This window comes from Butyricimonas paravirosa, from assembly GCF_032878955.1.
In the GTDB taxonomy this organism is placed as follows: Bacteria; Bacteroidota; Bacteroidia; order Bacteroidales; family Marinifilaceae; genus Butyricimonas; species Butyricimonas paravirosa.
Map to the genome: position 1 here is coordinate 1,633,861 of NZ_CP043839.1, position 21,427 is coordinate 1,655,287.

General features: G+C 41.9%; 14 protein-coding genes, 3 tRNA genes, 1 other RNA gene and 1 pseudogene. 9 read left to right on the forward strand and 10 right to left on the reverse strand.

The window, feature by feature from the left end:
- The first annotated feature begins 101 nt into the window (after nucleotides 1–101).
- The 3 genes from F1644_RS06915 to F1644_RS06925 all read left to right on the forward strand — a co-directional run bounded on the left by F1644_RS06915 (nucleotide 102) and on the right by F1644_RS06925 (nucleotide 5,710).
- The gene (locus tag F1644_RS06915) at nucleotides 102–2,912 is read left to right on the forward strand and encodes a M16 family metallopeptidase (RefSeq protein ID WP_118305713.1); all 2,811 of its coding nucleotides are present in this window, start codon (nucleotides 102–104) and stop codon (nucleotides 2,910–2,912) included.
- Between the two features lie 4 nt (nucleotides 2,913–2,916).
- Nucleotides 2,917–5,094 carry a S46 family peptidase gene (locus F1644_RS06920; protein WP_118305732.1) on the forward strand — a complete coding sequence of 726 codons (2,178 nt, stop codon included), beginning with the start codon at nucleotides 2,917–2,919 and terminating at the stop codon, nucleotides 5,092–5,094.
- A gap of 528 nt (nucleotides 5,095–5,622) precedes the next feature.
- A tRNA-Ser gene (locus F1644_RS06925) sits at nucleotides 5,623–5,710 on the forward strand.
- Nucleotides 5,711–5,913: 203 nt separating this feature from the next.
- On the opposite strand, the gene F1644_RS06930 is transcribed toward F1644_RS06925, so the two are convergent.
- Complete coding sequence (locus tag F1644_RS06930; RefSeq protein WP_118305712.1) at nucleotides 5,914–6,675, reverse strand: Fic family protein; 762 nt, start codon at nucleotides 6,673–6,675, stop codon at nucleotides 5,914–5,916.
- A gap of 203 nt (nucleotides 6,676–6,878) precedes the next feature.
- Nucleotides 6,879–7,046 (reverse strand): annotated as a pseudogene (locus F1644_RS22730) (IS3 family transposase); the annotation flags it as partial.
- 1,333 nt (nucleotides 7,047–8,379) lie between these two features.
- Between F1644_RS22730 and F1644_RS06935 the strand changes: the two are divergent.
- Nucleotides 8,380–8,916 (forward strand): DUF5063 domain-containing protein, encoded by a 537-nt coding sequence (locus tag F1644_RS06935; RefSeq protein WP_118305710.1) that lies wholly within the window; start codon nucleotides 8,380–8,382, stop codon nucleotides 8,914–8,916.
- Nucleotides 8,917–8,927: 11 nt separating this feature from the next.
- The gene (locus F1644_RS06940; protein ID WP_087421625.1) at nucleotides 8,928–9,527 is read left to right on the forward strand and encodes a 3'-5' exonuclease; all 600 of its coding nucleotides are present in this window, start codon (nucleotides 8,928–8,930) and stop codon (nucleotides 9,525–9,527) included.
- An 18-nt stretch (nucleotides 9,528–9,545) separates the two neighbouring features.
- On the opposite strand, the gene F1644_RS06945 is transcribed toward F1644_RS06940, so the two are convergent.
- Together F1644_RS06945 and F1644_RS06950 are read right to left on the reverse strand one after the other, a co-directional pair.
- On the reverse strand, nucleotides 9,546–10,670 hold the full coding sequence (locus tag F1644_RS06945; RefSeq protein WP_118305709.1) for a hybrid sensor histidine kinase/response regulator: 1,125 nt from the start codon (nucleotides 10,668–10,670) through the stop codon (nucleotides 9,546–9,548).
- Nucleotides 10,654–11,757, reverse strand: coding sequence for a PAS domain S-box protein (locus tag F1644_RS06950; protein WP_118305708.1), 1,104 nt, complete (start codon nucleotides 11,755–11,757; stop codon nucleotides 10,654–10,656). Before F1644_RS06950 ends, F1644_RS06945 begins: the two co-directional genes overlap by 17 nt.
- A gap of 227 nt (nucleotides 11,758–11,984) precedes the next feature.
- On the opposite strand from F1644_RS06950, the gene ffs reads away from it, so the two are divergent.
- The 3 genes from ffs (at nucleotide 11,985) to F1644_RS06965 (ending at nucleotide 12,278) form a co-directional block, all read left to right on the forward strand.
- Nucleotides 11,985–12,083: signal recognition particle sRNA small type (gene ffs, locus F1644_RS06955), an RNA gene on the forward strand.
- 8 nt (nucleotides 12,084–12,091) lie between these two features.
- Nucleotides 12,092–12,165 (forward strand) — tRNA-Thr (locus tag F1644_RS06960).
- A gap of 41 nt (nucleotides 12,166–12,206) precedes the next feature.
- Nucleotides 12,207–12,278 (forward strand) — tRNA-Thr (locus tag F1644_RS06965).
- 190 nt (nucleotides 12,279–12,468) lie between these two features.
- Here F1644_RS06965 and F1644_RS06970 read toward each other — a convergent pair.
- The 6 genes from F1644_RS06970 to F1644_RS06995 form a co-directional block, all read right to left on the reverse strand.
- A complete protein-coding gene (locus F1644_RS06970; protein WP_087421616.1) occupies nucleotides 12,469–13,437 on the reverse strand; it encodes a YncE family protein in 969 nt (322 codons plus the stop codon).
- A gap of 41 nt (nucleotides 13,438–13,478) precedes the next feature.
- On the reverse strand, nucleotides 13,479–14,645 hold the full coding sequence (locus tag F1644_RS06975) for a porin (protein ID WP_087421615.1): 1,167 nt from the start codon (nucleotides 14,643–14,645) through the stop codon (nucleotides 13,479–13,481).
- A gap of 51 nt (nucleotides 14,646–14,696) precedes the next feature.
- Entirely contained in the window at nucleotides 14,697–15,638 is a 942-nt protein-coding gene (locus tag F1644_RS06980; RefSeq protein ID WP_118305707.1) for an HAD family hydrolase, read from the reverse strand.
- A 60-nt stretch (nucleotides 15,639–15,698) separates the two neighbouring features.
- Complete coding sequence (pgtP, locus tag F1644_RS06985; RefSeq protein WP_317147148.1) at nucleotides 15,699–17,099, reverse strand: phosphoglycerate transporter protein PgtP; 1,401 nt, start codon at nucleotides 17,097–17,099, stop codon at nucleotides 15,699–15,701.
- 185 nt (nucleotides 17,100–17,284) lie between these two features.
- On the reverse strand, nucleotides 17,285–18,517 hold the full coding sequence (locus tag F1644_RS06990) for a site-specific integrase (RefSeq protein WP_118305833.1): 1,233 nt from the start codon (nucleotides 18,515–18,517) through the stop codon (nucleotides 17,285–17,287).
- Nucleotides 18,518–18,851: 334 nt separating this feature from the next.
- Entirely contained in the window at nucleotides 18,852–19,271 is a 420-nt protein-coding gene (locus tag F1644_RS06995) for a helix-turn-helix domain-containing protein (RefSeq protein ID WP_118305834.1), read from the reverse strand.
- A gap of 530 nt (nucleotides 19,272–19,801) precedes the next feature.
- Here F1644_RS06995 and glpA point away from each other — a divergent pair.
- A complete protein-coding gene (glpA, locus tag F1644_RS07000; RefSeq protein WP_118305835.1) occupies nucleotides 19,802–21,427 on the forward strand; it encodes an anaerobic glycerol-3-phosphate dehydrogenase subunit A in 1,626 nt (541 codons plus the stop codon).

The window sequence follows — 21,427 nt, forward strand, 5'->3', positions numbered from 1 at the left end:
TCCACGGAAAACTTGAAATCATTTTTTATGCTTTTATCTTGTCAGAGTAATCCGTTTGGATTACCCCGCGAGACTTATACCCATACAAATTGTAAATCACCATGATAAAATACATCATCTACACCATATTATTCACCCTGATCATCAGTCCCCTGGTGGCGCAGGACATCGGTGCAGACCAAACAATTCCGATGGATCCCGATATACGGATCGGGAAGTTGGATAACGGACTGACCTATTACATTCGCCACTCCGAGAATCCCAAAAACAGGGGTGAATTCTATATTGTTCATAACGTGGGCGCAATGCAGGAAGAGGATAACCAGAACGGCTTAGCCCATTTCCTGGAACACATGGCCTTTAACGGAACAAAGCATTTCCCGAAGAAAACCATGTTGGAATACCTTGCCAGCATCGGTGTACGATTCGGCACCAACGTGAACGCTTTCACGTCCAGAAACGTGACGGCATACAATATCTCCGAAGTTCCCTTAATTCGGGAAACGATCATCGATACCGTGTTGTTGATGCTTCACGATTGGTCCAGTTACATCACCTGTGACTCGGCTGAAATCGAGGCAGAAAGAGGGGTTATTCGGGAAGAGTGGAGAACCCGGGACATCCCCCGTATGCGCCTGTCGGAACAACTGAACCCCGTGATGTACAACCATTCGAAGTATGCCGAACGTAACGTGATCGGGGACATAAATATCATCATGAACTTCAAACGTCAGACCTTGTTGGATTTTTACCACAAATGGTACAGGCCCGACTTGCAGGCCGTGATCGTGATCGGTGATTTTGACGTGAACATGATGGAAAATAAAATTAAGAAAATTCTATCACCACTACCTAAAGCACAGCATCCGGTACAAAAAGAAGTGTATTCGGTTCCCGACAACCGGGAGCCTCTCGTTGGTATCTCGACCGATCCGGATGCCGGTGCCATGGTAGTCAGACTCATGTATAAACTGGATCTTCCTTCTCCAAGCGAAAGACAAACGGTGAAGGCCTACAAAACCGACTTGGAAAGAAGCTTTGTGTCGGAATTATTCAAAAAAAGAATCATCAACAAAGCCACTCAAGGTAATCCTTATATCCGTCAGGGATCAGTCAACTACACGGACTTAACACCCGACAAAAAGATGGTATTCATCATGGGAGCCGTGAAAGACAATAAAGTCAATGAAGCCTTGAACGAACTGGCTATCGAAGTGGAAAGAGTAAAAAAGTACGGATTTACCCCGGAGGAGTTCAATGAACTACAAGCCAACATGCTTAAATCAGTTAAACTCCAGATGAACCAGAGAAAGAACCTCAAAAGCGTAGATATGGTGAAAGCCTGTTTGGCCCATTTCACCACGGGAACCCCAATCCCGCCGAATGAGTTCTTAGAAAAGATGTCAGTCTTCACGCTACAAAATCTGACCTTAGAGGAACTGAACCGTACAGCCCTAGAGATGTTCTCTGATGACAACATACTCATCACGATACTCGGTCCCCGGCGAGAAAACATCAGTTATCCCGGCGAACAAGAGTTAATCGCCACCGTCCGAAACGCCAAAGACCAAAACATCGCACCTTATGTCCACCGGACACTGAAAGACACCCGGCTAATCACGAAGACTCCAGAAGCCGGGAACATTCTGGAAGAGAAGAAAAATGACACGATGGGTACTATCGAATGGACTCTTTCAAACGGCGCAAAGGTCATCATAAAATCATACCCGAACAAAAAAGACATTGTTGACATCAAAGGATTTAGCAAAGGAGGGACTTCCACTCTACCGGAAGAAGAACTTGCCAACGGATTCATGGCCAACAATTTTTGCCAGCTCATGGGAGTGAAGAATTTCTCCCGGACCGATTTAAAACAAATTAATGTCGGCAAAGTCATCTCCCTCACGCCGGAAATCGGGGAGTATTACGAAACATTGAGTGGATATGCGGCCAAACGGGACCTGGAAACCTTGATGCAAATGATCCATCTTTATGTCACGGAACCAAACTTTGACCAACAAGAGTTTAACCATCAAATCGAAAAAATAAAAAGTACACTAAATAATCGCAAGGGCCTCCCAAAAGCCGAGTATAGTCAAGAAGTTCAAGGCGTGAAATACAACCATCACCCGAGGAAAACAAGCCTGACCCTTGAAAAAGTAAACACGATCACCTTCGAAAAGACAAAACAAATATACCAAGAACGTTTTGCCAATGCCGGAGACTTCACGTTCATTTTCACGGGAGACATTGACTTAGAAAAATTAAAACCACTCGTGGAAACGTACATCGCCTCTCTACCGACAACAGGGGTAAAGCAGGAATACAAAGATAACCACGTGCGTTACGCCAAGGGAAAAATCATCCGGCATATCGAGAAAGAGTTGACAACCGACAAAGCTTCAATCAGTGTGCTTTACACGGCAAAACTCCCCTACTCCGCCGAAAACAAAATTCTCTCGGCTGCCTTCCGCTATATTCTCCGGGACAGATACATGAAATCCATCCGTGAGGAAAAAGGGGGAGCATACAGCGTCAGCGTAAATGCCACGGAAGAGGCTGTCCCGACAAACCAGGTCACGATAGAGGTGAATTTCGACACGGCCCCCTTCATGGCCGACGAAATGCTGGAGATTGTCCAGAAAGAAATCGATGATCTCGTCAAAAATGGCCCCTCATCTTCCGAATTGGAAAATGCGCAACGCTATTTCAACAAACTTTACAAGACAAACATTTCCACCAATTCCTATTGGCAGGAAACTTTATCAGACTATTACCGATACGGAATTGACAATTTCACGAATTACGAAAACACGATGAATGGTTTAACACCATCAGATATTCGTAAATTCGCCAAAACCGTGTTTGGACAGAAAAATAAAATGGAATTCGTATTATTACCAAAAAAATAACGGGATGAAGACAACAACATTTATCAAAAGTATTATTGCCACCCTTTTAATCGTAAGCAGCACTTTCACGGTAAAGGCTGACGAGGGAATGTGGCTGATCCATCTTATGGCCCAAACCAATTACGAGGCAATGAAAGCCAAGGGAGTCGAACTCTCGGCTGAAGAAATCTACAGTGAAACCGTTCCTTCTTTAAAGGATGCTATCGTGGCCCTAGATTTCGGAAGCTGCACGGGAAGTATGATCTCCAAAAACGGCTTGATGATCACGAATCACCATTGCGCTTACGACGACATCCAGAAGTTGAGTAGTCTTGAACATGATTACTTGAAAAATGGTTTTTGGTCAAAGAATCAAGGCGAAGAAATCCGTATTCCGGGCAAAACGGTCATGTTTCTGGACCGGGTGATCGACGTCACGGACGAATACCGGGAAGTACTGAAAAGTTTCGAGAAAGACGACGAAACGGCCCCCTACACTTCCAGAAGGGCCAACTCCGTGATCGAGAAGAAATACGCGAAGAAAGGATACGAGACCTCGTGTGCGGCCATGTTGCGAGGCAACAAATATTATTTATTCTATTATAAAGTGTACGAAGACGTACGTCTTGTAGCAGCTCCCCCCACTTGTTTCGGGGCATTCGGGAAAGACACGGATAACTGGTCGTGGCCACAGCATAAAGGGGATTTTGCCATGTACCGGGTATACGGTGACAAGGATGGGAACCCGGCCAAATACTCTCCGGATAACCAACCGATCACGCCAAAATACGTGCTACCCGTGTCAGTAGCCGGGATTAAGGAAGGTGACTACGCCATGGTCTTGGGTTACCCGGGATCAACTGCCCGCTACACGCCATCATTCGGGGTTAGCGAGAAAATTAACATCACGAATCCCGCCATGATCAAGGTTCGGGACACGAAGTTAGCTATCCTTCGGGAAGCCATGAATGCCGACGAGAAGATCAACATCCAATACGCTTCCAAATACTTCATGAACAGTAACTACTGGAAATACGCCATCGGTGAATGTGAATACACAAAAAAATATAATGTCGTCGGCCTTAAAACAGCCGAAGAGGCAAAACTAACCGCGTGGATCAACGCTGACCCCGCACGCAAAGCTAAATACGGTGATTTGGTCGAGGAATTGCGAGCCTGCTACGCATTCTCCGCTCCGTACATGGCTACTGCTATCTACCATCGGGAGGCTATCATAAACGGGGCTGACTTGACCCGCCTCGCCATGCGTTTTAAAGGATTCGAAAGTGCCATGGAAAAACAAGGATGTTGTGTCCTACACAAAGACTGCGCACAATGCAAGAACCTGAGACATTTCTGCGAACAATATTTCAAGGATTATGACGAGCAGGTTGACCGCAAGGTTTTCGCCGCCATGATCGAACTATACGTGAATAATATCGACCCGAAATTCTTCCCGGAAGAAATCGGTAACCTAGTGAAAAAATTCAAAGGTGACTACCAGAAATTAACGGACTATGTTTACAAAAATTCCGTGCTAACAACAAAAGACCGTTTGTTTGCTTGGTTAGACAAGGGGGTTGACCAAAAAACAATCGACAAAGACCCGGCATACCTGATCACGAAATCAGCCCAAACGAAAAACTACGAGCTGCGTGATTATTTAAAAGACAATAACCAAAAGATAGGTGCTTTACGCACGCTTTACATGGAGGCTCTTGTCGAAATGAACAAGGGAACTGTACTTCCCCCGGATGCGAACTCGACAATGCGAATTACCTACGGAACGGTTGGCGGTTACTCCCCGAAAGACGGCGTCACTTATCATTGCCGTTCTTCTATCGACGGTTACAAGGAGAAATACGTGAAAAACGACCCGGAATTCGACTTGAACCCGGATTGTTTGGCTGCTATCCAAAAAGGAGACTGGGGACGCTATGCCGATAAAGACGGCAAACTTTATACTGGATTCGCCACGGATCTCGACATCACGGGAGGAAATTCCGGTAGCCCCGTAATCAATGCCAAGGGCGAATTGATCGGTTTGGCATACGACGGCAACTGGGAATCCATGGCCGGAGACCTTTATTACAATCCGAAATATAATAAATGTGTATGCGTTGACATTCGTTTTGTTCTGTGGATTATAGACAAATACGCAGGGGCGTCAAATTTACTAAACGAAATTAGCATTGTTGAATAATAAAAAATTACTATATTTGTTTGGTCAAGGAGTGAGTAATCTTGATACGAAAAGCACACTACGATTATTTAATGTTTTTAATCAATCGGTCACTGAAGCACGCACCAAAAAAGTGATCTTAGTTTGATTCCTTGACATAGCGGTCTCCGAACGGGACCGCTTTTTTCGTATTTCACTCACCACACTCTCGCCTGTATTGTAGCATACTTTCTTGGGAGTCTCGTTAGTTTGTCCATTACAAGACGAGTAAAGAACCGTGACAAGTTCTCCGCATTCGCTCGTTGATTTCCCGTTAACTTCCCGTTGACTTCCCGTTAACTTACTAACGAGACACTCAAAAGGATACGACGCAAGTAACCGACAAATATATAGATCGTCCGAAAAACAAGACCACCAACGGTAACCCGCAAGCCAAAGCAAGGATCCAGCATATTATTCACTGATTTCCAACTCACAACGATTTAACATCAAAAATAATCCCAAACATACACATTCATTAAAAATAATTTCTATCTTTGTCCCGCATTTGGAAAGATGCAGGAGTGGCTGAACTGGCACGCCTGGAAAGCGTGTAAACCTCTAAAGGGTTTCGGGGGTTCGAATCCCCCTCTTTCCGCTAGGAAATATTGAATTTCAGAGAGTTGGAAGTTAAATTCTAACTCTCTTTTGTTTTAATAGCATAGTCTGTTTTAGGGTGCTTTAATGTCTGTTTTCGACTGAAAGTTAAACCAAGAGTTTAACCGAAAACAAACATGAATACGACCATTAATGTCTTGTATTACAAATCAAAAACTCTTGCAAAACAAATGAAGTTATTTTTCATTCTAAAATAGAAATATACCTCTCCAAAGAAGCTTTTTCCGCTTCGGCAACTAGCAAGTAAAAATCATCATGTTGTTGCTCCGTGTGAGAAACCTCCAAAGCCTTGTAATAACGTAACTTCATATCATTATCACTTTTAAAAGTAACAATAGTATAACCTTTTTGCAGTAAATAAAGATTCATCAGAAGTCGAGAAGTACGCCCGTTACCATCTATAAATGGATGTATCCTCACCAGTTCATCATGCAAGTAAGCGGCGATAATAACAGGATGAATATTTTCTTTTTCCATGCTTTGAAATGCAAGCATGAAATCTTCCATTAGTTTCTCTAACAAATAAGGTTGAGACGGTACGTGTGTGCTACCCGAGATCATTACAGGTACGGTTCTATAACTTCCAGCATTCTCTCTATCTATGCCATGTAACACAAGTGCATGAATCTCCTTGATTGTCCTTTGGCTTATTTCAATATCCTGTTGAGCAACCTCCTTTATATAGCCAATAGCCTCTGCATGATTGATTGCCTCCAAGTGTTCACGCATGGATTTACCAGAAATGGTGATTCCTTCATTCACGACAAGTGCTGTTTCTTGTAAAGTGAGGGTGTTTCCCTCTATACGGTTGCTCTCGTAAGTGTATTCTATATCCAAAGCATCTTGTATTTTCTTTAACGCCTCAACGGGTAAAGGACGCAAGGACGATAACCGCAGTTTCAATGAATCCACTTCTTTTAATAAATCAACCAACTTGCTATTCATGTTGCCATATTTTTAGTTGATTACAAAGGTAAGAAATTATCAGTGTTTATATCTAGTGGGAAAATACAAAATTCTGGTCGATATATACATTTGAAATACCCCCCAAAAGTTGGACACAAAATTATCAATTTATTTGACGAAGGGGCTATCCAAAAAGTCATTTTATCCTCCAAAAACTCCTCCGTCACTTCGTGCCACCTCCTCTATAAACAGAGGAGGAGCTGGTGACTTTTATCGAAGACAGAGAGCATTTCAACTCTTCCTCTGTTTATCGGGGAAGAGAGTTTGAAAAATAACTTTTGGGACAACCCCTTTTCATTTAATCGAGTTTTAATTCTTTTTTTGTTATAATATTCAATATACTCATCTAAAGTCGCCTTACGGTAGAGTAAATATTAACATGAAAAACATACACGTATGGAGAAGAAAAACACATTTTTAGAATAACGATTACACGATTATAATTAGATAGTTAGACAACATTATTAATCAACATCGGTAAAGCAAATGTTTAAAACTGGATACAAAATAAGAGCATTTTAAATAAGTGCAAAGCGGTGATAGCTCTGTCGAAGTAAGGGACATTGCCGAAGAGAGAACACTACCTTCCAAGCTGGGAATTGCGGGTTTGAGTCCCATTTTCCGCTCTCATTTTAAAGCACTTACGTTTGTAGATGTTTTTTCATTCCAGGCCATTTTCATGGTTTTATCCCCTCATGTAAGCAAAATAAGCCCTGTGTAAACCAAGATATAAACCAAATCATTATCCGGCTCCCCATGTACGCGTTAAAATAAAAGAAGTAATAGGAATCCTACCGAGAATTAAGAGAGAAAATACCTCTTTTTCGAAACTGATTCAGAGCTTACTCGTGGCTCATGCAGCCCGGATAGAATAAGCCCCGATTAAGCTCTAAATAAGCAACGAACGAGAGGTAGTTTCTCGATCACTTCACGGTTAGATTATACTTGATTCTCTACACAAACTGAAAAGCAGAACAAAATAAATTTGTTCAAAAGCGCCTTTGATGGATTTTCAACGGATCAGCTTTTAGAAGATGATGAGGTTTATCACCCATTTTTATACATGGTGGTAAATTTGAAAAACTGACTTATATATGGAAGTTGATAATTTTCCACCAACTAGCACGAACAACATTTATAAGCATATGTTTGCCGGAGGCATCCTTGTTGCACGACGAAATTGAAATCACCTCCTATTAATTTTACTTATCGCTCTTTAAAATGGTGGTTATCATCAAGTGATAAGATGCGAGTATGCGGCGATAGTACCCAACTGTCACTCTACAACCGGAAAATTCCCATAATTCTGACGAGAAAATAGATTCTAATTCTTCTTATTTTTCACGAGGACTACAAACAATCCCAATTCTTATCGATTTTTAACGGGAATTCTACAACGATATTTCCTGCAAAGCGTATCAATAGTACAATTTCACCAGACAGATGATAATATCAAAAGGGAAATAAAGAGATTGCTAGCATAGGTAGAGAGTGAGAATTCCCGGGGTCACAGCCAGGGAGTATAGTGAATGTAGATTGTTGCTAGTCTCGGTGCGGTTACTTCGTGATGAACGTAGCCGCACTTTTTTATTCCATATTATTGAACAATCATGAAAAACTTTCCCGCATATTACGGATAGTCTAAGATATTTGGTAATTTTGTGGTGAAAAATAAAAAAGATTATGGACGATTTACAACATATAGGATATCGCCGGGAGGTCATTGAATTCGTTGCCGTTGCTAAAGAGTTTTGCGGTTACCTGGAAGGCTCTCACGAAGAAGACGCCAGCGAATTGCTTTCGAAATTACAAAAGTTCATCCCGCTAATTTATCTGAAAGGTAGCTTATTACCCTCGTGCGAAAGTGACAACCTCGGTATGATGGAAGAGGTGGTGACCGAAGAGGATTACAACGCCTTGCTCGCGACATTAAGCCGGACACTGGGCGAGAATGACGAATATCTGGAGGTTTTCGACGACAACATGCAATACAGCGAAACTCCGGTCGTGAACTCGATTTCCGAGAAACTTTGTGATATTTACCAGGATTTGAAAAATTTCATTTCCGCGTATCGCAGTGGGATGATCGATGTCATCGAGGAAGCATTATGGCAATTAAATAACAGTTTTGAATTATACTGGGGGAAGGCGTGTACCAGTGTATTAAGAGCGATACACCTGGCAATATATAAAGTAGTAGACACGGACGACTCCATGTAAGAGAGATAGACATGGAATACAAGACGAAGATCAGCGAGGAAGAAATAGAGGAATTACCAAACTTCACGTTTGACGGGGAGATCATCGTGATTGATCATGAGGATAAAGTTGATGCGGCCGTGGACGATTTATCGTCCTACCCGTACATCGGGTTCGACACGGAAACCAAACCGGCATTCAAGAAAGGGGTAACACATCAGGTAGGCCTGTTACAACTGGCCACCGATAAACGGGTATACTTATTCCGTTTGAACAAATGCGGCCTGTCCGAATCGTTACAGGACCTTTTGGCCAATGAAAATATAATGAAAATCGGTGTCGGGATACGCGATGACATTCGGGGACTTAGGAAACTAGCCAATTTCATCCCGGCAAGCTTTCTGGATTTACAAATATTTGCCAAGGCATTCGGCATAGAAGAGATGTCATTCTCTAAATTAATGTCGATTATTTTCAAGGTGAAAATATCCAAACGACAACGAACGTCAAACTGGGAAGCCCCTCGATTGACCCCTGCACAATTACATTACGCGGCAACCGATGCGTGGGGGGCGCTAAAAATGTACAAGGCGTTAAAATCCGGCAACAGCCAGTTACAACAAGTGTCCTAGAGTTTGTAAAGTAATACTTTATAAACTCTCTCCCACGGGTACGGAAAAATAAAACGTGGTACCTTTCCCCTCTTTCGATTCAAACCACAATTTCCCGTGATTCATTCTCACGAAATCCTTACAGAGTTGTAGCCCCAACCCGCTCCCCTTCTCTTTCTGCGTCCCGTAAGAAATAAAATGTAATCCATCATCCAACAAGCCTTGCTGATGTTCCTCACTGATTCCCTGCCCCCGATCCTTCACAATTACCGTCAGTTCCCCGTTTTCTTCCCGACAGTCCACATCAATCCTTCCCCCCGTGTAGCTGAATTTAATCGCGTTGGATAATAAATTACGCAACACGGTCTTCATCATATTCACGTCCGCGTACCCGGTAAAAGGTCGATCAATATGATTGTAAATCTTTATTCCCTTCGCCCCTGCTATATTCTCCTGCAACACGATCACTTCTTTCGCCGCCTCCGTGAAAGAAAATGCCTGCCTGTACGGCTGTAATAATCCATTCCGGCTATTGCTCCATAACAACAGGTTTTCCAGCAACAAGAAAGCCTCATCCGTAGTCTCCTGCAACATCTTGATAAGATTCTTTATATTATCATCCGGAATTTTCTCTTTCTGGTGATCAAGCGCTTCAAGAATCATTTTAAGCGTACCGATCGGGGCCCGCAAATCATGAGCGATAACAGAATACAGCTTGTCTTTAGAATGGGATACGCTTTGAATACGTTCATTCTGCCTTTCGATGATACGCTGTGATTCCAGTAAAAGCAATTGATTATTTATGCGAAGGATCAGCTCCCTTTTACTCAACGGCCGGGAAACGAACTCCACCCCCTCGTAATCGACCACCTTCCGGAAATCTTCATAACGGTTGGGGATCGTCATGTAGAGTATCGGAATCTGCTTGGTCAAGGCGCTCTGTTTCAACTGGCGGACAACCGTAACCCCCTTCCCTTCCTCTAGCGCCAAGCGAATAATAATCATATCCGGTAGCCTCAACTTCGCGAGTAGAAATACCTCGTCCGCTTCCAGAGTAGGTAATAATTTAAAATTCTCTCCAGCCAGCAGGCTTTTCATCTTTTCCAAATTCGAAACAGAATCGTCAGCCAAAAGGATTGTATATTCGCTATGATCTATATGCATTCGCCACAAATTTATAACCAATTTTTGATAAAAGTTCCTCGTAGAGCTTATTAAATGCCATAGCTTTTTGACTTAAATTATCAAATGATTCATTATTACCAATTTCGTTCTCTCCCGATAAATTATCTTTGATTGATTTCCACATCGGGTACATGGTTTCGGAGAAAGTTTGCAATTCAGTTTTCAGCAATGTTAATTCACGTTCCATCTCCTTGAAACGAGTCACGTCATGCCCGACCAAGTGAATTTCGGTGTGATCCCGATCTAACCTGACCGGATAAGCATACCACTCGATAAATACCACCTCATCATCACGCATTACCTTGGCATTAAACGTCAACAAATCCTCGGGGAACTTCACCACTTCCTCCAATTTCTTTGATGAAATATCCATTTCAGTCATTAGCTCCCCGATCCGACTCCCGATAATATCATCCGGACTATCCCCGAATAAGGAATAAAATGTCTTGTTCGAGAAACTGATATGTAAATGCCGGTTCAAGCGAAGAATGTAATCCACCCGGTTTTCGACAAAGTCCTGATACAAGGCATGATGTTTCACCAATTTTCTTAAAATCAACTCTTTTTCGAGCGCTCCGGATAGCACGGAGGCTACCTGTACCAAAAAGGAAATCTCGTCCCCCGACCACGGTTCCTCGTGGTGACAACGGCTTAAGCACAAAAAGGAAAAAAGATGACTGGATATATACAAGGGTAAAAATATAGCACAATTGACCCCCGTCGCCTGCATGATATTCTTCAAACTCTCGTTCGTCACGTCATTTATATCCCGAATATATATATAATTGTCCCTCTCTAAATCCTGTTCTAACTTCCGGTCATAATAGAAACCGCGTTTCTCCCCTGACTCCGGGAAAACAGATTCCCCGGTACGGGTCCATTCTTCCGATATGGTAAATGTCATATCGTGATTAATACTCACGATATAAACCTGATCGGCCCGCTCGTGTTCGCCCAGTTTCTTTAATGCCAACTTCACGTTTCTATTCAAACCCACGCTAGTGGATAATAAAACGTTTAAATCAGATAAAAACTCTGCTCCTGTTATGTTATTTTCTGTCTGCATACGCTTGTTTGGATCGTTTAGTCCTCAATATTTGTTTCTTTTTCTAGTATTTATACACGAATTTCACACTTCAGGTTACATGATTCTACATTTTTATATAACAAGATTAAAATTCATTTACAAACAACTTTCTATAAGCCAATATATTAAATATAGGCCCTAAATTTAGTCTATAAAAAACTCTGAAAACATTTGGTAACTGAGAAGATTTTTGTACTTTTGTGCCCGGGTAAGTCCTATGCGACCAGCTCCTGTCGAACTCCCCCAGGGTCGGAAGACAGCAAGGGTAGATGGTTGAGCGGTGCGACATAGTAAGCTTACCCTTTTAGGAAATGCCTCTTTAGCTCAGCTGGCCAGAGCACGTGATTTGTAATCTCGGGGTCGTTGGTTCGAATCCGACAAGAGGCTCAAAAGAAGGGAAGAAAAGTGAGTGAGTTCTTTTTTAAGTTGCTGTTGTAGCTCAGGGGTAGAGCACTTCCTTGGTAAGGAAGAGGTCATGGGTTCAAATCCCATTAACAGCTCAGAGGTAGCAGTCAATAAATTGGCTGCTTTTTTGTTTTATTATATTTAAATAGCTAGGGTTCAAATGGTAATCTGCCAAAATAACTACTCTTGATTTCTAAAGTCGAACATAAAAAAGGACGATCCCCAGAGTTTTTTATAAAACCTTCGGGGATCGTCTATTTCTAACTCAAATTCCTTCGCTAAAAATTATTTTACTTTCTCGTAGATATAAAGTTCATGAATTTCTCCGGTATACCCTTCTTCCTTGAACGGACCTTGCGACATACCAAGAACGATTAATGTACCACGATTATTTAAAACAACCAAATCATCATTTACCGGGTCAATTGAAAGACCTTCAATCTCTCCAGAACGACGGAAATCACTCATCTCACGAAACAACTCAACTCTTCCGGCTTTTGCCCCTGCAGCAATTTTACCTTTACGCATTACAGGCTTTCCGTTTTTGTCAAGTTTCACACTGAACGGAGTATCTTTAACCACTTCAGTTCCTTCCTGCAAACCGGTGAAATGCACTTCCGTAATGTCAGCAACATAAATATTATCAGGAATATTATATAAAGATTCTCCATCATCTGAAGTGAAAAGCATTTTCCCGTCAGCGATAAAGATTCCTTGGCACCAGTAGGGAGTCGGACGACATTGCATTTTCGTGTAGTATTGTCCTGTTTCAAGACTATAGCAATACACGTAACGACTATCCACCCAGTCAGACATCCAAACCATATTTTTCTCACGATCAACAGCAAGCCCAGACACCTCTACCTGTCCTGATTCAGGAGACCAAGGAAGATCACGTTTCCATTTTAAAGTCTCTGCGTCATAAATTGACACGGCAATATTGTAACCACGTCCGTATTCAAATTTCTCAATACCGCAATAGATCTCTCCATTGTACACGTCAATATCACCAAAGTGGTTAGCAATTTTAGGATTCTGGAACGGTTGATCGTTCTTCATGACAAGATTACCTTGCTTATCATACTTATAAAGAACTTTGGTGTCGGAAACATAATAATAGTTACTGTCGATAGCAATTCCTTGACGTCCTGCCACGGGAATAACTCTTTTCAATCGATACTCAGTTCCCAGATGTTGGGCACTTGCAGACATTCCTACAAAAAGTAATGCCAGAGCGAAAAATAATTTATTCATAATCCAATAATTTAATTTGTTGGTAAAAAGATTGAGTATTATTAGAATTTAAGAAGACACATGATTTGCAAGCTATTACCCGTACCGGTTCTTGTTCCAGCATCTTTTACCTTATCAGGATAAGCCGAAATGGTATAATTTACCTGGAACTTAACATCCTTGATTATTTCATAGGTACAACCTAAAAGGAAGTTATCCTTGTTGTTTGCAGAAGTCTTGGCTGCTTTGTCACGGTACATATCATAACGTACAACCGGTAAGAACTTACCAATTTTATACGCCGCAAGCACATAAAAACCATCTTCTTTCACGTTAGCATCATCACTTTGAATATGGCCGTATTCTGCACGAACGTCAAGACCATTCGGATCATAATACCAAGCACCGGTGATAAAACGATTCATCGGAAGATAATCCTTCGCATCTCCATTTTCGTTCAAACCTTTATATTCTCCCCAATTGTAACAACCGATGATACGCAATTTCTCTACCGGACGGATTGTGATACGACCCACAAAATCTTTCGATTTATTGTCATCGTTCAATGTCGGGAGATAACCGTTCGTCAATGATAACTGATAACTCAGATAGCTAAATTTTTGATCTCTGCTTTTGAAAAGGTCTCCATAAGCCATCACTCCAAGATCACGACCATAATCAATAAGATCTGCAGAAGAGATCGCATTACGACACACCATACGATAACAGATGTTCGAGAAATCCACGGTCTCTAAAGTAGACGGGGAAATATCATAATTCTCGAAACCAAGCGGCAAATAGTATTGACCTGCACGGAAATGCAAAGCATCAGTGATATGAGCGTTAACAAAAGCGTCCATTACCGTGATCACTTTTTTCTTGTAGGCAGAATTATCAACCGATCCGGAGAAACACTCCAACTGGGCACGAAAATCAAAGGTTTTTGAAACTTTTTTATCAATGATCAAACGCATACGTTTCAATTGGAATGATGATCTGTTGTCCCCATTCTTGTCCCCCCAGTTATAACCGGTTTGAATATAACCAGAGAATTTAGGCAATATCGAAAGAAGTTTATTTACTTGTTTTGTAAGGTCGTCGTTATTGGCTTGCGCGACCTCGCTTTTCGTGTTAGAAGGTTCGTCTTTATCAGACTCGGCCCGGGCAATTGTACATACAAAAAGGGCACAACATAACACCAATACATTTAATAAATAGTTTTTTTTCATAATGACATAAATTAAGTTTATTGTAACTATGCGGGATAATTCTTCACAGAATTATTCTTTAGGATTAATCACATTTTCTCTGATTCCCCACTCCGAAGTATGGAAACGCACTTTCGGATCTCGGACATCATTGCACCGAACAATAACGGCTCCTTCTTTTTCCCAGTACTCTTTCACCGTTAGACCATGCATTGGACCATCTTCCGGCCCTCGGACAGTTTTATCATCCGGGTTTACCACAATCTTCAAACCACAAGACTGGTTTAGCATATCCATGTCTCCCCGGCTATTCCCCCCTACTACAAGTGGACGAGTTTTAATGAAAGTCGGGATAACATTCGCTTTCCCATCATCTTGCGGAATCGGTAACACGATCTCATTTGTCAACACCCCATCTACCACGACAGACTTCATCCCGAGAATATTTACTTCAGGGATTCCCAATTCCTCTGATAAAAATTTTTGATATAAAAACTCGGGAGAAGCTGTCAATATCCAAACCTCAAATCCATACTCTTTCAAATTAGCTATAAGCTGTTTCATTTCCGGGTAAAACTTTCCTTGATATGACTCCACATAGCAATCATACCCCAACTTTGCCACTTCCTCCGGAGTCATTCCCGCCAAAAAGTGGGCACGATCTTCGACATAAACTTTCCCCACGTTATTACCGTCTTTTACCATCCGATTCAAAATAGCCATTTTTTCCTTGGAAACTTTATCATTTTTGCCCTTATAATATTTATCGGCATAACGATATAAAGCTTCATCCGCCAAATAGTGCGGTGCTTGCCCGATCACAGTTCCATCCCCGTCGAATACCGCTACTTTACGAATATTCATGGTCAAAGTCGTATTCAAGAATGTTTCAATTCTCTCATTAATTTCCTTTGACCATCCCTTGATCTCCCGGTAAGTCTGCGCATAAATCGAGGACGTAATGAATAGCAACAATATAACCACTATTCCTTTCGTCAAATGTTTTGTATTCATACAATTTATTTTTTATTGTTGATCAGAATAATTCTATTTCTTCACCTCAATAAGGCATCATTATTTTCTATTTTGCACCAGGTATTGTTCCTCCTTGTAAGTAAAGCCGACGAAGACGATCGACAAGGCGCAAGCGATCAGTAACAGCACGAACGTCCCGTCCCATCCGAATGAACTTTCCGCCACGTATCCCATCACCACGTTAGCCAGGATAGCCGTCCCGAAGAAGTACCCGAAGAACCCGGTCAACCCGGCCGATGTCCCGGCCGCGTTCTTGGGAGCCAGGTCAAGCGCCTGCACCCCGATAAGCATCACCGGGCCGTAGATGAAGAAACCGATGGCGATCAAGGATAGCGTGACAATCATGTAGTTATCCGAGAACTGCCAGTAAAGGAAGATAAACAAGGCCACCAGGGCCATGAATATGATCGTCGTGATAGCGCGGCGTCCCTTGAACACCACGTCACTCAACCACCCGCAAACAAGCGTGCCCGGGATGGCGGCGAACTCGTAGGCGAAATAAGCCCAGCCGGCCTCTTTAATATCGTACCCTTGCGCCTCCTTCAAGTAGGTCGGGGCCCAGTCCAGGCAACCGTAACGAACCATGTAAACGAAGGCGTTAGCGATGGCGATAAACCACAACATCTTGTTATTCAGCACGTACTTGAAGAAAATCTCTCTCGTGGTGAGGACCTCTTCCTGTTTCTCGCTGTAATTCTTGGGGTAATCGTTCCGCCATTTCTCTATCGTCGGTAACCCGCAGGACTGCGGGGTGTCACGAATCAACACGTACGCCAGCAGGGCCACGAACAGGGCCACCGCCGCCGGGAAAATATAGGTACCAATGATAAAGTACTTTGAATTGTCCACCCCGTAGAACCACGACCCGAACCACATGGCCCCGTACACGGCCATCGGGCCCACGAGAGCGCCACCCACGTTATGGGCGCAATTCCAGATAGACATTTTCGTCCCGCGCTCCTTCACGGAGAACCAGTGAGTCATCACGCGGCCGCAGGGAGGCCATCCCATCCCGTTAAACCACCCGACCAGGAAGTTCAACACCGCCATGATCACGATGGAAGTCGTGCTTGCCCCGAACAGCTCGATCGGCACGGCCATGAACATCATGGACAGGGCCGCCAGTACCAACCCCAGGGGAAGGAACACCCGCGCGTTGCTGCGATCCGAGACGCTCCCCATCAAGAACTTCGACAGGGCGTAGGCCACCGCGTTCAACGACAACACGATACTCAGAGATCCCTTGTCGAACCCGTAAGGTCCGGCGGGGTCTGTTAGAAACGGCATCGCCATCGAGAAGTTCTTCCGCACGATGTAATAGCCGGCGTAACCGATGAAGATGCCGACGAAAACCTGCCAACGCAGGCTCTTGTAAGTCGAGTCGATCTTACCTTCCGGTAATAAATCCTTGTGAGGTGCTGGTTTTAAAAAATTCCACATGTTATTAGATTTTTATTGTAAAAACCATTTACAACCACCTAATAACTTAAATACAAGTATGTTAATAAAATTCGATTGATAAAGAGGTAATGCCTTAGTAGCTATTCTAACTTGTATTTTGTATCATAAAAAGGATGGATAAAACCTCAAAAATTTATTCATCCTTTTTGTTGTTCACGACAAGCCTAGATTGTCGCTGTTAGTTGTTTTTCTAATCCAGCTAATTTCTGTGAAAGAAGTTCCATGTCCCTGCTCACCTTCTCGTTCGTTATCTTTGCATAAATCTGCGTGGTTTTTATATTTGTGTGGCCTAGAATTCGACTTACGGTTTCAATGGGCATACCTTTCGCCAATGTAAGCGAAGTTGAAAAGGTGTGGCGTCCCACGTGGAAAGTAAGTTTAATCTTGAATCCGCATTGTTTACCGATGTTTTTCAATATATTATTACATGACCAGTTACTTGGAACGGCAAATAAACGATCATCCCCGGTTTTGCCTTCATATTTTGCAATTATTCGTTTGGGCACATCCAATAGTCGGATATTCGAATCGACATTTGTTTTCTGCCTACGCGTGATGATCCATAAATGGCCATCCAAAAATGTTTGCAGGTTATTCTTAGTTAAATTTTTAATATCGGAATAGGCTAATCCCGTAAATGCCGCAAAAACAAATAGATCACGTACAAGCTCATAGGATTTATTTTTCATGGGGGCTTTCATTAACAATTGTAATTCCTCTTCCGAAAGAAAGCCCCGATCCACTTGTTCAGGACTGATCATATAACCTGCAAATGGATTAACAACAAGCAAACCTTCATTTCGTGCAACGGAGATAATATGCTTTACTCCGATCATATACAACCAAATTGTATTTGTACAACACCCCCGGACCGTACGTAAAAAATGCTCGAAACCGTTAATAAAAGAGAGATTTAATTCCTTTAATGATATATCTTCACGATTATATTCTTTCAGAATGTAAGCTTGCATTAGTTTATAAAGATTACAATATTTTTTGTACGTATTCAAGGTTCGACCGTTACCTACCTTACGAGCAAATAATTCATTATGCCAAGCGAACAACTTGAGAAACATGTCTTGCTTTATACCAATTCCCAAATAAGCATTTTTTACTTGTTCTGCTGTAACACCTCCACCCGCTTGTATGATTTCTTGATAACGATTGTTTATTGTTACCCGAATTTGTTCCAACTGCCGGTTTATATCTTTCGCTTTCTCACTTTTTCCCATGGCTTTCCCTGCCTTACTATCCCATAATTCAGGGGGAACACTCATTTTAAGACTGAATTGAACAATTCCCTTGTTTATAGTTATCCTTCCCATTAATGGTAGGCTGTTATCACTTTTGGGAACGTTACGCTTGACGTAAAATAACAACTTGAATGTACTACGCATAATTCTTAATTTTTTTATAATTGATAAGAAGTTGAAATAAAGTAAACACTTCCCATTTGACAAATTTTAGATATAATGAAGTTTACTCTTGCATCATTTATCATTCAAGAGTACATATAAAAAAGCAATTCTTTCATCTCTAAAAAGTAAAACTTAAAGTGCAAGAATTGTTTAAAGTATATTTGCAGCTTGCTAAATCAAGGTAACGGATAAGTAACTGAACAAACTCTTTATTATATTTCAATATTTGAAAGGAAACAAAAATGCAATCTCTATATTTCATCTTGCAAAGATAAATTACAGGGAGTTTATATAATCCAATATTGTATGACGCTTAAAGCTTTTCAAACAATTTTTCCAACAAGATAGTCAACTTTCCTAACAAGACTTCATTCATTGTCATTAACTTTCTGACTTCTTCATCTCTAGCTTGTAATGAGGACGCCTGTTTGTCTACAATTTCTACAAGATGGCGAACCGTGAGTTCGTCGTTATCCCGTACAGAAAGATCTCCAGAAGTTTCCGTCATTGCTGCATTACCCTTACGATATTTGTCACCTTCACCTGTTAGAAGCCATCTTCGATTTACTCCCAATAAACGACTCATCACTTCCAACTTTGTGGTGTCTGGTTTTGTTTTATTCTTTAAGTAGTTGGAAATCGTTGTTGCAGACATATGTAAAGCTTTCGCTACTTTATATTTTGTGTACCCCTGCTCGTCCATTACCTTTTGTAATCTTTCTGAAAATGACATATCGTGTTATTTAGAATTACTATAAATTATGTTACTTTGTCGAAAATAATCCAACATAAATTTGTTTTCATCCAAATTTGTATTACCTTCGTACATCGTTTGTTACAAATATAGCGATTATTGGTGAAATCCCCAAGCAATTGGGGTATGTTAATCGGTTGGTGATGTGAGGAGACAAAGCATTTTCCCGTTATGCTTTTGTCTCCTCTTTGTATTTCTCAGGTATACCTATTTATTATACACAAAATTCACATACTATATTTATAGTAACAATTCTTCGCATAACTACCTCACATATATTTCTATAACACAAAGAATTAAATAATAATCATATCCTTCGGTTTTCTTAATATGGAATTCAGAATCTATTGAAACAAGATCTGCACATGTTTCTTTTTCCAGATTACTTCATTTCAATCGAAACTAAAATGCTTTTCTTTTGTTTCGATTCTAGTAAAAAAGTTGCTTTTTAATTTTGATATGTTTCGTTTTATTCATTTCTTTGTAGTGAAAAATAAAATTTCATACACATGAAGCAGAACGAAACTACACAATCGTTTGATGTGATAATCATCGGAGGTGGCGCTACCGGCGCCGGAACTGCCAGAGATTGCTCTCGCAGGGGTATAAAGACACTTCTATTGGAAAGATTCGACATCTCTACCGGTGCTACGGGGAGAAATCACGGTTTATTGCATAGTGGAGCCCGTTACGCCGTGACTGACAAAGAGTCCGCAGAAGAATGTATCAAAGAGAATATGACGCTCCGCAAAATTGCCAGTCATTGTGTAGAAGAAACAGATGGTTTATTCCTCAGTTTACCCGAGGATGATCTCAGCTATCAGGCCAAATTTGTCGAGGCATGTAAGCAGGCGGGAATTCGTGCGGACATCATTGACCCGAAAGAAGCATTACGTCTAGAACCATCTGCAAACCGGGATATTATCGGGGCGGTAAGAGTACCGGATGGAGCCGTGGACCCGTTTCGCCTGACGGCATCCAATGTGATGGACGCCAAACTGCATGGAGCAACGATACTCACATACCAAGAAGTCATCGAGATCATACGAGAGCAAAATCGGGTGATTGGAGTAAAAGTTCTAGATCATAAAACAAACGAAATCAAATCCTATTATGCTACTATTGTTGTCAATGCCGGAGGGATCTGGGGACATAATATAGCAAAACTTGTGGATATTAATATAAATATGCTGCCTTCGAAAGGAGCATTACTGATTTTTGGACACCGAGTAAACAACATCGTCTTGAACAGGTGTCGCAAGCCAGCCGATGCTGACATTCTTGTTCCGGGCGACACGATCTGCCTCATTGGAACAACATCTAGTAAAGTACCTTTTGAAGAAATTGATCACATGAAAGTAACCCCGGAAGAGGTTGACGTGCTGTTACGAGAAGGGGAAAAGATGGCACCCATTCTGGCTCAAACTCGTATATTAAGAGCATATGCCGGAGTGCGCCCGCTAGTTGCGTCCGACAACGATCCAAGCGGCCGAAGTGTAAGTCGAGGAATCGTGCTCTTGGATCATGCAACCCGTGACGGGTTGGAGGGATTTATCACAATCACGGGGGGGAAATTAATGACCTACCGGTTAATGGCCGAGTGGACAACAGATTTGATATGTAAAAAACTCAACCTTTCAGCCATTTGTACGACAGCCACGGAAAAGCTTCCAGGTTCAAGGGAGAGCATAGAAGAAATCAGCAAAAAAATTATATCCGTACCTCTTACGCAACGCAATTCGACTATTTACAGGCATGGGGATATGGCCGATCGTTTTTCTGAAAATACGCCATTAGACAATAGCTTGATATGTGAATGCGAAGAGGTTTCTGTTGGCGAGGCAAAATACGCCTTAAACGAGCTGGATGTAAACAATCTGGTTGACTTGAGACGAAGAACTCGCGTTGGCATGGGAACCTGCCAAGGAGAACTTTGTGCGTGTCGTGCCGCCGGTTTAATGAGCGATATGAATAAAGTATGCACGAATAGAGCCAAGGCAGATCTTGCTTCTTTCTTGAACGAAAGATGGAAAGGGATGTCGCCCATTGCCTGGGGAGACACGTTGCGCGAGAGTGAGTATACGGCCTGGATTTATGAAGGCGTTTGTGGTTTAACATCATCATCTAAGAAATAA

Coding starts and splice junctions, on each gene's coding strand:
- F1644_RS06915 (WP_118305713.1), top strand. CDS start 102: ATGATAAAATACATCATCTACACCATATTATTCACCCTGATCATCAGT.
- F1644_RS06990 (WP_118305833.1), bottom strand. CDS start 18,517: ATGCGTAGTACATTCAAGTTGTTATTTTACGTCAAGCGTAACGTTCCC.
- pgtP (WP_317147148.1), bottom strand. CDS start 17,099: ATGTGGAATTTTTTAAAACCAGCACCTCACAAGGATTTATTACCGGAA.
- F1644_RS06935 (WP_118305710.1), top strand. CDS start 8,380: ATGGACGATTTACAACATATAGGATATCGCCGGGAGGTCATTGAATTC.
- F1644_RS06945 (WP_118305709.1), bottom strand. CDS start 10,670: ATGCATATAGATCATAGCGAATATACAATCCTTTTGGCTGACGATTCT.
- F1644_RS06970 (WP_087421616.1), bottom strand. CDS start 13,437: ATGAATAAATTATTTTTCGCTCTGGCATTACTTTTTGTAGGAATGTCT.
- F1644_RS06920 (WP_118305732.1), top strand. CDS start 2,917: ATGAAGACAACAACATTTATCAAAAGTATTATTGCCACCCTTTTAATC.
- F1644_RS06940 (WP_087421625.1), top strand. CDS start 8,928: ATGGAATACAAGACGAAGATCAGCGAGGAAGAAATAGAGGAATTACCA.
- F1644_RS06975 (WP_087421615.1), bottom strand. CDS start 14,645: ATGAAAAAAAACTATTTATTAAATGTATTGGTGTTATGTTGTGCCCTT.
- F1644_RS06950 (WP_118305708.1), bottom strand. CDS start 11,757: ATGCAGACAGAAAATAACATAACAGGAGCAGAGTTTTTATCTGATTTA.
- F1644_RS06995 (WP_118305834.1), bottom strand. CDS start 19,271: ATGTCATTTTCAGAAAGATTACAAAAGGTAATGGACGAGCAGGGGTAC.
- F1644_RS06930 (WP_118305712.1), bottom strand. CDS start 6,675: ATGAATAGCAAGTTGGTTGATTTATTAAAAGAAGTGGATTCATTGAAA.
- F1644_RS06980 (WP_118305707.1), bottom strand. CDS start 15,638: ATGAATACAAAACATTTGACGAAAGGAATAGTGGTTATATTGTTGCTA.
- glpA (WP_118305835.1), top strand. CDS start 19,802: ATGAAGCAGAACGAAACTACACAATCGTTTGATGTGATAATCATCGGA.